Here is a 10,458-nt window from a genome sequence, read left to right on the forward strand (position 1 = left end):
TCTACAGATGCTGGCGTCAATAATTGATAAAACCTGACCGGGCGGTTCATTCATGCCATCGGGGCCGCACGAAAATGCACAGGCGTTCGTGGGCTAAGGTGTAACGAAACGTTAGCGCGACGGCGCAGTCAGTAGCTCATCGCAGCGATTTCGCTCCACTTGGCACAAAGGCCCGGCATGCTCACATTTCTCAAGCAAGAACGATTCCTGCTATTGGCCCTGGTCGCTGCATTCGTCGCCTATCCACTGGAGCACTGGATGCTGCACAGCGGTCAGGCGATCGCGCTGCTGGCCGGCCTGATCCTGATCGCATTCATCGTCGCCGCCTCCATGCGCGTTGCCCATCACGCCGAATTGCTCGCGGAAAAAGTCGGCGATCCCTACGGCACGATGATCCTGACGCTGGCGGCGGTGTTGGTCGAAGTGGTGATTCTGGCGATCATGATGAGCAACGAAGCGTCACCGACATTGGTGCGCGACACCATTTACTCCGCCGTGATGCTCGACATCAACGGCATCCTCGGCCTCGCCGCGTTGATGGGCGGAATCAAGCATGGTGAGCAGTCCTACAACGATGACTCGGCGCGCAGCTACAGCGTGATGATCCTCACCGCCATGGGGGTGTCCATGGTGGTGCCGGAGTTCATCCCCGAGGCCAAGTGGAAAATCTATTCGGCGTTCACCATCGGTGCGATGGTCGTGCTCTACACCTTGTTCCTGCGCATGCAGGTCGGGCCGCACAGCTATTTTTTCAGCTATAGCTACCCGGAAAAACGCCGCAGGCAAGTGCCCGAAGAAACGCCGGAGCCGATCAATCTCGGGTTGAGTATCGGCACGCTGGTGTTTGGCGTAGTGGTGATCGGGGCATTGGCCGAGGTCATGTCCAAAACCCTCGACCTGGGCCTGGAGGGCACGGGCGCACCGCCGGTCATCACTGCGATTCTGGTGGCGGCGATTTCCGCTGCGCCAGAGATTCTGACCGCGTTGCGCGCGGCGCTGGCCAACCGCATGCAGTCGGTGGTCAACATCGCCATGGGGGCTTCGTTGTCGACGGTGATCCTGACGGTGCCGGTGATGGAAGCGATGGCGCTCTATACCGGCCAGCCGTTCCAGATGGCGATGACCCCGGTGCAGACCGTGATGATTTTCCTGACCCTGATCGTCAGCGCAATCAACCTCAACGCGAAACCAATGCCATCGAAGGCATGACCCATTTCGTCCTGTTCGCCACGTTCATCATGTTGTCGATCATCGGCCTGTGACCGTCACCAACCGACGTGGGAGCAAGCCTGCTCGCGAAAAATCAGGCTCGCTCCCACCGCTTGTGCGGGGTATCAGGAGCCTGCAATCAATTGCCGCGCTGCCTGCCGGTGATCGGCGATCAATCCTTTGAGGTCCAGCCCCTCGACCTGGCCGTCGATCACCCGCCACTTCCCGCCAATCATCACCCGGTCCGCGCGATCGGCGCCGCACAGCAGCAACGCCGACAGTGGGTCATGGCTGCCGGAGAACCGCAGCTCATCGAGCTTGAACAGCGCCAAGTCCGCCTGTTTGCCCACCGCGAGCTCACCAATGTCATTACGCCCCAGCAGGCTTGCCGAACCTTTGGTCGCCCACCCCAGGACCAACTCGGGCGTGATTTTTTGCGCGCCATACCGCAGGCGCTGAATGTAGAGCGCCTGGCGGGCTTCCAGCATCATGTTCGATGCATCGTTGGACGCCGAACCGTCCACCCCCAGCCCCAGCGGCGCGCCTGCGGCTGTCAGCTCCAGCGTCGGGCAGATCCCGGACGCCAGGCGCATGTTCGAGCTCGGGCAATGACAGATGCCGGTGCCGGCCGCGCCGAGGCGGGCGATTTCGTCCGGATTGAAATGGATGCCATGGGCCAGCCAGGTACGCGGCCCGAGCCAGCCGACGCTGTCCAGGTAATCCACGGTGCGCAGGCCGAAGCGCTGCAGGCAGAAGTCTTCTTCGTCGAGGGTTTCCGCCAGGTGAGTGTGCAGGCGCACGTCGAGGCTGTTCGCCAGTTCGGCACTGGCGGACATGATTTGCGGCGTCACCGAGAACGGCGAGCAGGGCGCCAGGGCAATCTGGATTTGCGCCCCGTCGCCGCGTTCATGGTACTCGGCAATCAGCCGTCGACTGTCGTCGAGAATCACCTCGCCTTCCTGCACGGTCTGCTGTGGCGGCAGGCCGCCGTCCTTTTCCCCCAGGCTCATGGAACCGCGCGTCAGCATGGCGCGCATGCCCAGTTCACGGACGCTCTCGACCTGCACGTCGATGGCATTTTCCAGGCCTTGCGGAAACAGGTAGTGGTGATCGGCGGCGGTGGTGCAACCGGACAACAGCAGTTCGGTCAGCGCGACTTTGCTGGCGAGGGCGAGTTTTTCAGGGGTGAGCCGCGCCCACACCGGGTACAGGGTTTTCAGCCACGGGAACAGCGGCTGATTGACCACCGGCGCCCAGGCGCGGGTCAGGGTTTGATAGAAGTGGTGATGGGTGTTGATCAAGCCGGGGAGGATCACATGTTCGCGGGCATCGAATACCTGTTCGCAGGGCGCGGAGGGTGACTGGCCGCTGGCGAGCATTTCGACGATGACACCGTCTTGCACGACCAGCCCGCCACGGGCATCCAGGCCATTGGCAGTGAAGATCGCGAGGGGATTTTTTAACCAGGTACGGGTCGCAGGCATGTTGGCCGGCTCCTCTGAAAGTGGGTTCAGGTTAGCCAGCTCAGTGATTACCCTGTCTGCTGATCCAGGGACGCCGCGGGGGCGAGGTGCGCAGTGTCGAACAAAACCCCTGAGTGGGCAAGCCCGCTCCGACAAAGCATTCGCAAATCCCGTGGGAGCGAGCAGGCTCGCCCCCACGGGGAGTTTCTTCGTTTACCAGGGAATGGTTTCGCCCTTGTAGTTCACGAAGTGATGCCCGCCCTTGCCGGTGTAGGCGTTCACTTGATCCACCAGCCCACGGGTGCTGGTTTCAACATCCAGATCGGCGCCTTCACCGCCCATGTCGGTTTTCACCCAACCGGGGTGCAATGACAGCACCGTGAGTTTCTGCTCGCCCAGTTGCGTGACGAAGCTGTTGGTCATGGAGTTCAGGGCCGCCTTGCTCGCCTTGTACAGCGCCAGTTCCGGCGCATCGGGCATGGTCACGCTGCCGAGGACCGAGCTCATGAAGGCCAGGACACCGGTCTCGGGGCGAATCTGCCCGACGAAGCGCTGCGCCAGGTTGATCGGCGCCACGGCGTTGGTGAAAAACAACTGGCCCACCTCTGCCAGCGTCGCGCCGCCCGGCGTCTGCACGTCAGGCCCCTTGACCCCGGCATTGACGAACAGCAGGTCAAACACGTCGCCCTTGAGTTGTTGGCTCAAGGCGATGACCGCCTGTTGATCATCCATGTCGAGTTTTTCAATCCGTACCTTGCCCAACGCCTGCAAGGCGTCGGCTTTCTGCGGGTTACGCACGGTGGCGGTGACTTGCCAACCATCGGCCAGCAGGGTTTTCACCAGGCCCAGGCCGAGGCCGCGAGAGGCGCCGATGATGAGTGCGGTTTTAACCTTGGACATACAGGGTTCCTTGAAAAGTGACGTTCATGGATTCAATGGACAACGCCGGCCGAGCCGACGTTGCAACTCGCTGCGCAAGGCGCCGAGTTCGTCCATTCGGTTTTCAATCAGTTTCAGTTTGTCTTGCAGCAACTGCGTGACGGCACTGTCCGGGTCGGGCGACTGCCACAACGCGGCGACGCTCTGGCCGATCTCGCCAAGGGTAAACCCCAGGCGTTGAGCGGTCTTGATGTACAGCACCAGTTGGAGCATTTCCGCCGGGTAATCGCGATAGCCGTTGGCGCTGCGTTGCGCGACGATCAAACCGCGTTGCTCGTAGAAACGCAGCGTGTCACGGCTGACCGCGCTGGCCTGGGCTAATTCACCGATGCGCATCCTGACCTCTCGAAAGGGGGCTTGACCCTGGAGCATACTCCAGGCTTTAGCCTGGTTGCTCCTTGAATCGATGGAGCAATAAGGATGTGGACTTCAACGCAGTATCGCCGCCTGGTGCGTGCAAGCGCCTGGTATGACTTGATCGTGACGGCAGCGTTTGTCACGCCGTGGAGCTTTGCCGCCTTACAGGGCATTTTGTCGAATGTGAGCCAGGCCTATGCGTTGCCCGGCGAATTGCCAGTGTTCGCGCCGTTGCACATGCTGATGGCCAATCTGCTGGGGTCGATCGTGTGCGTGTGGGCGGTGCTGCGGATTCGTGATCCGCAGGTGGTGTTTGGGCGATATGACGCGGTCGGCCGGTTTCTGTTCGCGTCTTGGCAATTGTATGCCTTGCTGCACGGGGCCAGTTCGTTGCTGGTGGTTATCCTGGTGTTCGAATTGGCCTGGGGCGTGGCTCAAGTGTTGCCGGTCCGAGCGCTGAAGCCCGCTGCCGTGGGAGCGAGCCTGCTCGCAATGCGTTCTGGCAGCCAGCCGTAAAGCCTGATCAAAAAACGATCAACCCCGTGCAACCCATGCCGGGTAAAGAACCGCGCCAGCCATGAACGGGTTATCCACAGGTTGCTCCACAGTATTTGTGCGCAAGCTTGAAACCAGGGCATAAGTACCGATCTGCTTTCTTCTAAAGGTGATAAAACGCCCTAACTGATTGTTTCAAGGCCATTTTCAGCCCATGGGAGGAAGATTGAACGAAAAATGAACAATGCCCGCAAAGCCGCATGACAGAAGGGTTACAGCGGTATGTGCTCAGGTTATCCACAGTCAGGTGCACAGTAGATGTGGGCAATGTTCCAGGTCATTCACGGGGCGTCAGCGATGCAACAGGATGCGCCCGCGACTCAGGTCCGCGAGCTGTTTTTGCAATGTGTCGATCTGCGCTTCGCCTATCGCCAGTTGTAACTCGACCCCATTGGCGGTGAAGGTTTCCCCCGTCACCAGGCCGCCCAGATCCGCTACCCGAAGTTTCACCAGCGTCAACTCTGCGAATCCGCAGGCGCAACTCACGAGGACGCGGCTGATCAACTCGATCTTCGGTGCCGCTTGCAGGCATTTGTTGGCACCGCCCCCGTAAGCCCGGGCGAGGCCGCCGGTGCCGAGCTGAATGCCGCCGTACCAGCGGATCACCAGCACCACGACCTGGTCGCAATCCTGTGCCTCGATCGCCGCCAGAATCGGTCGACCGGCGGTACCGCCCGGTTCACCGTCATCGGTGCTGCGATATTGATCGCCCAGCTTCCAGGCCCAGCAGTTGTGCGTGGCATTCAGGTCGCTGTGCTGGTCGATGAACGCCTGGGCTTCGGCGGGGCTGCCCACCGGGGCGGCGAGGGTAATGAAGCGGCTTTTGCGAATCTCTTCGCGGTATTCGCAAAAGTCGCTGAGAGTAAAGGGCATAAGTGTCTTAAATGGTCGGAGTCAGGCCGCAGCCCTTGAGAATGATGCGGATCAGGTTGTCGCCAGCTTCTTCCATGTCCTGTTTGGTCAACTTGGCGCGACCACTGACCCGGCAGATCTGCGTGGCGAAATCCGCATAATGCTGGGTGCTGCCCCACAACAGGAAGATCAGGTTGACCGGGTCGACCGGGTCCATCTTGCCGGCATCGATCCACGCCTGGAACACTGCCGCCCGGCCCTGGAACCAGTCGCGGTAATCCTGGTTGAAATATTCGGTCAAGCATTCGCCGCCGCTGATGACTTCCATGGCGAAGATGCGCGAGGCTTGTGGCTGGCGGCGGGAGAATTCCATTTTGGCGCGGATGTAGCGGGTCAGCGCTTCGGCCGGATCGTCCTCGGCGGTGAGGCTGTTGAAGGTGCTGTCCCACAGCTGCAGGATGTTGCTCAGCACCGCCACATACAACCCCAGCTTGTTGGTGAAGTAGTAATGCAGATTGGCCTTGGGCAAACCGGCGTTCAGGGCAATGGTGTTCATGCTCGTGCCCTTGAACCCGTGGCGGGCGAACTCGTCTTCGGCGGCTTTGATGATGGTCTCTTCGTTCTTCTGACGAATGCGGCTGGCAGGTTTGCCGCCGTGAGCGGGAACTTCAAAGGTCATAGGCACTTCCAGACAGAGGGGTGGGTGCAAGCATTGTGTTGATAGCGCACCCGCAGGGGCTACGACAAGTCCCGAGGCAATAAAACCTCGCCAAGCTAGCGCGTCGCGGCCAGGCTTTCCAAAAAGCTCTCCAGCACCAGATGTGCACGGCGGCCCTTGCGGGTGACGGACGCCAGGCTCAGGTCGTAGAAGCGCGCCTTGGGTTTCAGCGCACGCAAGCGACCTTGTTGAACCCAGAGACTGGCGTAGTGATCCGGAAGGTAGCCGATGTAGCGCCCGGTCAGGATCAGAAAGGCCATGCCTTCGCGGTCGGAAGCGCTGGCGGTGCAGTTAAGGGCCTGGTAATGCGCCTGAATGTCCGCCGGCAAACGGAACGTCGGGGCGATAGCGTCCTGGCTGTTGAGGCGTTCATCGTCCAGTTGTCGATCATCGACGTAGAACAACGGGTGACCCACCGCGCAATACAGCAGCGAACGTTCACTGTAGAGCGGTTGATACTCAAGACCCGACAGCGCGCTGGCCTGGGGCACCACGCCGACATGCAGGCGCCCGTCGAGCACACCTTGTTCGACTTCGTTGGGCGCGATCATGCGAATCTGGATCTGCACGTCCGGCCCGCGTTCCTTCAATTGCGCCAAGGCATGGGTGATGCGCATGTGGGGAAGGGTCACGAGGTTGTCGGTCAGGCCAATGATCAATTCGCCGCGCAGGTGCTGATGCAGGCCGTTGACTTCGGTGCGAAAACTCTCCAGGGCACTCAATAGCTGCAAGGCCGACTGGTAGACCTCGCGACCTTCCTCGGTCAGGGAGAATCCGGCTCGACCGCGCTGGCACAGGCGCAGGCCAAGGCGCTGTTCCAGATCGCTCATTTGCTGGCTGATTGCCGAGCGTCCGATGCCCAGCACCGATTCCGCCGCGGAAAAACCGCCGCATTCCACCACGCTGCGAAAAATCCGCAGCAGACGGATATCAAAGTCGCTGACTTGGGCCAGCGGATCGGGGCGACGACTGCTCATGTGCTGATTGCTCAAAGTTTAGTGGATGGCTGACTGAACATTATAAAAGTTGGATTTCATCGACTTTATCCCCGTGGCAAGTTAGCTGCAAGAACGCTTTCATCTCCACGCCGCTTATCGCCCTGCGAGGTTTTGCCCATGAACTTGCCCGAAAACGCACCGACTTCCCTGGCCAGCCAGCTCAAGCTCGATGCTCACTGGATGCCCTACACCGCCAACCGCAATTTCCAGCGCGACCCGCGGCTGATCGTGGCGGCTGAAGGCAGCTGGCTGACGGACGACAAGGGGCGCCAGGTTTACGATTCGCTGTCCGGTCTGTGGACCTGCGGTGCCGGGCACACCCGCAAGGAAATCCAGGAGGCGGTGGCCAAGCAATTGGGTACCCTCGATTACTCGCCGGGCTTCCAGTACGGTCATCCGCTGTCGTTCCAGCTGGCCGAGAAAATCACCGACCTGACCCCGGGCAACCTCAATCACGTGTTCTTCACTGACTCGGGTTCCGAGTGCGCCGATACCGCAGTGAAAATGGTCCGTGCCTACTGGCGCCTGAAAGGCCAGTCGACCAAGACCAAAATGATCGGTCGTGCCCGTGGCTATCACGGTGTGAACATCGCCGGCACCAGCCTGGGTGGGGTGAACGGCAACCGCAAGCTCTTCGGTCAGGCGATGATGGATGTCGATCACCTGCCGCACACCTTGCTGGCGAGCAATGCCTATTCCCGTGGCATGCCGAAAGAGGGCGGTATCGCTCTGGCGGACGAGTTGCTCAAACTGATCGAATTGCATGACGCGTCGAACATCGCCGCAGTATTCGTCGAGCCAATGGCCGGTTCCGCTGGCGTGCTGGTTCCGCCTGAAGGCTACCTCAAGCGTCTGCGCGAAATCTGCGATCAACACAACATCCTGCTGGTGTTCGACGAAGTGATCACCGGCTTCGGCCGTACCGGCACCATGTTCGGCGCCACCACCTTTGGTGTGACCCCAGACCTGATGTGCATCGCCAAGCAGGTCACCAATGGCGCGATCCCGATGGGTGCGGTGATTGCCAGCTCCGAGATCTACCAGACCTTCATGAACCAGGCGACGCCGGAGTATGCGGTGGAGTTCCCGCACGGCTACACCTACTCGGCGCATCCGGTGGCGTGTGCCGCTGGCCTGGCAGCCCTCGACCTGCTGCAAAAGGAAAACCTGGTGCAGAGCGTGGCCGACGTCGCGCCGCATTTCGAAAAGGCGCTGCACGGCGTGAAGGGCGCGAAGAACATCATCGACATTCGCAACTTTGGCCTGGCCGGCGCTATCCAGATTGCACCGCGTGATGGCGACGCCATCGTGCGCCCATTCGAAGCGGGCATGGCGCTGTGGAAAGCCGGGTTCTACGTGCGCTTCGGCGGCGACACCCTGCAGTTCGGCCCAACCTTCAACAGCAAGCCACAAGACCTCGATCGCCTGTTCGACGCGGTCGGTGAAGTGCTGAACAAAATCGACTGATTTTCCCTTCTATATAGAGGCGTCCTTCGACGGGGCGCCTGTGGACAACTTTTCAGGAGCCCCGCATGAGCGTTATTCCGCATTTGATCAATGGCGAACTGGTCACCGAAGACGGTCGCGCGACCGACGTGTACAACCCGTCCACCGGTCAGGCGATCCACAAGCTGCCACTGGCCAGCCGCGAAACCATTCAGAAAGCCATCGATTCGGCCAAGGCAGCGTTCCCGGCCTGGCGTAACACGCCGGCGGCCAAGCGTGCACAGGTGATGTTCCGCTTCAAGCAACTGCTGGAACAGAATGAAGCGCGTATCGCCCAACTGATCAGCGAAGAACACGGCAAGACCCTGGAAGACGCGGCAGGTGAACTGAAGCGCGGTATCGAGAACGTCGAGTTCGCCTGCGCGGCGCCGGAAATTCTCAAGGGCGAATACAGCCGTAACGTCGGCCCGAATATCGATGCCTGGTCGGATTTCCAACCGTTGGGCGTGGTGGCCGGTATTACGCCGTTCAACTTCCCGGCGATGGTCCCGTTGTGGATGTACCCGCTGGCAATCGTCTGCGGCAACTGCTTCATCCTCAAACCCTCCGAGCGTGATCCGAGCTCGACGCTGCTGATCGCCCAGCTGTTGCTGGAAGCGGGTCTGCCCAAAGGCGTACTGAACGTGGTGCATGGCGACAAGGCGGCTGTGGATGCGCTGATCGAAGCACCGGAAGTCAAGGCGCTGAGCTTCGTCGGTTCGACCCCGATTGCCGAGTACATTTATGCCGAAGGCACCAAGCGCGGCAAACGTGTCCAGGCGTTGGGCGGAGCGAAGAACCATGCGGTGCTGATGCCGGATGCGGATCTGGATAACGCCGTCAACGCACTGATGGGCGCGGCGTACGGTTCTTGCGGCGAGCGTTGCATGGCGATCTCGGTGGCCGTGTGTGTGGGCGACCAGGTGGCGGATGCGCTGGTGGCCAAGTTGGTGCCACAGATCAAGGCCCTGAAAATCGGCGCCGGCACTTCCTGCGGCCTGGACATGGGACCACTGGTGACCGGTCAGGCCCGCGACAAGGTCAGCGGCTATGTGGAAGACGGCGTCGCGGCCGGCGCGAAGCTGGTGGTGGACGGTCGTGGCCTGAGCGTTGCCGGGCATGAGGAGGGTTTTTTCCTGGGTGGCTGCCTGTTCGATAACGTCACGCCAGAGATGCGCATCTATAAGGAAGAGATCTTCGGGCCGGTGCTGTGCGTCGTTCGGGTCAACAGCCTGGAAGAAGCGATGCAACTGATCAACGATCACGAGTATGGCAACGGCACTTGCATCTTTACCCGCGACGGGGAAGCCGCGCGGTTGTTCTGCGATGAGATCGAAGTCGGTATGGTCGGCGTCAACGTTCCATTGCCGGTACCGGTGGCCTACCACAGCTTTGGTGGCTGGAAGCGTTCGCTGTTCGGCGATCTGCATGCCTATGGTCCGGACGGTGTGCGTTTCTACACCCGTCGCAAGGCCATCACCCAGCGCTGGCCGCAACGTGCGAGCCATGAAGCGTCGCAATTCGCTTTCCCAAGCTTGTAAGCGGAAGGGAAGAAGGCCGAGCCCCCTGGGGCTCGGCCTTCGTCTTTCTGGGCTTTTTTGACTCATGTGACAGAAATATGAAAATAGGTGTTGACGGCAGATTCTGGACGTCTATAATTCGCCCCACTTCCGGCGCAGTCGAAACGGAAAACTCCTTGGTAAACAAAGAGTTACGCAGTTTTCGGCAGCGAGTTGCTTCAGGTCATCGAAGCCAGGAAGGAGTCGGTCAGGCAGTGTGCAGTCGCTTGATGGACGGTTCGATCTTCTCGGTCGAAAGCGGTGAAAAAGAGGTGTTGACAGCAGCGAGTAACGCTGTAGAATTCGCCTCCCGCTAACGAGAG

At 60.5% G+C, this 10,458-nt stretch carries 9 protein-coding genes and 1 pseudogene; 4 read left to right on the forward strand and 6 right to left on the reverse strand.

Annotated elements, in window-relative coordinates:
• Nucleotides 1-177: 177 nt before the first annotated feature.
• Nucleotides 178-1,262 (forward strand): annotated as a pseudogene (locus tag IB249_RS22110) (calcium:proton antiporter).
• Between the two features lie 72 nt (nt 1,263-1,334).
• Here the strand turns inward: IB249_RS22110 and IB249_RS22115 are convergent.
• The 3 genes from IB249_RS22115 to IB249_RS22125 form a co-directional block, all read right to left on the reverse strand.
• Entirely contained in the window at nt 1,335-2,693 is a 1,359-nt protein-coding gene (locus IB249_RS22115) for an 8-oxoguanine deaminase (RefSeq protein ID WP_192307832.1), read from the reverse strand.
• Nucleotides 2,694-2,885: 192 nt separating this feature from the next.
• Nucleotides 2,886-3,572 carry an SDR family oxidoreductase gene (locus tag IB249_RS22120; protein WP_192307833.1) on the reverse strand — a complete coding sequence of 229 codons (687 nt, stop codon included), beginning with the start codon at nt 3,570-3,572 and terminating at the stop codon, nt 2,886-2,888.
• A 24-nt stretch (nt 3,573-3,596) separates the two neighbouring features.
• Entirely contained in the window at nt 3,597-3,947 is a 351-nt protein-coding gene (locus tag IB249_RS22125; protein WP_192307834.1) for a MerR family transcriptional regulator, read from the reverse strand.
• An 84-nt stretch (nt 3,948-4,031) separates the two neighbouring features.
• Between IB249_RS22125 and IB249_RS22130 the strand changes: the two genes are divergently transcribed.
• Nucleotides 4,032-4,484: a hypothetical protein gene (locus IB249_RS22130; protein WP_192307835.1), complete on the forward strand. Its 453-nt coding sequence runs from the start codon at nt 4,032-4,034 to the stop codon at nt 4,482-4,484.
• Between the two features lie 330 nt (nt 4,485-4,814).
• Here the strand turns inward: IB249_RS22130 and IB249_RS22135 are convergent, their stop codons facing one another.
• The 3 genes from IB249_RS22135 to IB249_RS22145 form a co-directional block, all read right to left on the reverse strand.
• Complete coding sequence (locus IB249_RS22135; protein ID WP_192307836.1) at nt 4,815-5,396, reverse strand: IMPACT family protein; 582 nt, start codon at nt 5,394-5,396, stop codon at nt 4,815-4,817.
• A 7-nt stretch (nt 5,397-5,403) separates the two neighbouring features.
• A complete protein-coding gene (locus IB249_RS22140; RefSeq protein WP_192307837.1) occupies nt 5,404-6,054 on the reverse strand; it encodes a TetR/AcrR family transcriptional regulator in 651 nt (216 codons plus the stop codon).
• Between the two features lie 95 nt (nt 6,055-6,149).
• Nucleotides 6,150-7,070, reverse strand: a complete 921-nt coding sequence (locus IB249_RS22145; protein ID WP_192307838.1) for a LysR family transcriptional regulator — start codon at nt 7,068-7,070, stop codon at nt 6,150-6,152.
• 138 nt (nt 7,071-7,208) lie between these two features.
• Here IB249_RS22145 and IB249_RS22150 point away from each other — a divergent pair, with 138 nt between their 5' ends.
• Nucleotides 7,209-8,558: an aspartate aminotransferase family protein gene (locus IB249_RS22150; protein WP_192307839.1), complete on the forward strand. Its 1,350-nt coding sequence runs from the start codon at nt 7,209-7,211 to the stop codon at nt 8,556-8,558.
• Between the two features lie 65 nt (nt 8,559-8,623).
• Complete coding sequence (locus IB249_RS22155) at nt 8,624-10,117, forward strand: CoA-acylating methylmalonate-semialdehyde dehydrogenase (protein ID WP_192307840.1); 1,494 nt, start codon at nt 8,624-8,626, stop codon at nt 10,115-10,117.
• The last annotated feature ends 341 nt before the right edge of the window (nt 10,118-10,458 follow it).

The organism is Pseudomonas sp. PDM04, assembly GCF_014851765.1.
Taxonomy (GTDB): Bacteria; Pseudomonadota; Gammaproteobacteria; order Pseudomonadales; family Pseudomonadaceae; genus Aquipseudomonas.

Coding starts and splice junctions, on each gene's coding strand:
- IB249_RS22115 (WP_192307832.1), bottom strand. CDS start 2,693: ATGCCTGCGACCCGTACCTGGTTAAAAAATCCCCTCGCGATCTTCACT.
- IB249_RS22120 (WP_192307833.1), bottom strand. CDS start 3,572: ATGTCCAAGGTTAAAACCGCACTCATCATCGGCGCCTCTCGCGGCCTC.
- IB249_RS22125 (WP_192307834.1), bottom strand. CDS start 3,947: ATGCGCATCGGTGAATTAGCCCAGGCCAGCGCGGTCAGCCGTGACACG.
- IB249_RS22130 (WP_192307835.1), top strand. CDS start 4,032: ATGTGGACTTCAACGCAGTATCGCCGCCTGGTGCGTGCAAGCGCCTGG.
- IB249_RS22135 (WP_192307836.1), bottom strand. CDS start 5,396: ATGCCCTTTACTCTCAGCGACTTTTGCGAATACCGCGAAGAGATTCGC.
- IB249_RS22140 (WP_192307837.1), bottom strand. CDS start 6,054: ATGACCTTTGAAGTTCCCGCTCACGGCGGCAAACCTGCCAGCCGCATT.
- IB249_RS22145 (WP_192307838.1), bottom strand. CDS start 7,070: ATGAGCAGTCGTCGCCCCGATCCGCTGGCCCAAGTCAGCGACTTTGAT.
- IB249_RS22150 (WP_192307839.1), top strand. CDS start 7,209: ATGAACTTGCCCGAAAACGCACCGACTTCCCTGGCCAGCCAGCTCAAG.
- IB249_RS22155 (WP_192307840.1), top strand. CDS start 8,624: ATGAGCGTTATTCCGCATTTGATCAATGGCGAACTGGTCACCGAAGAC.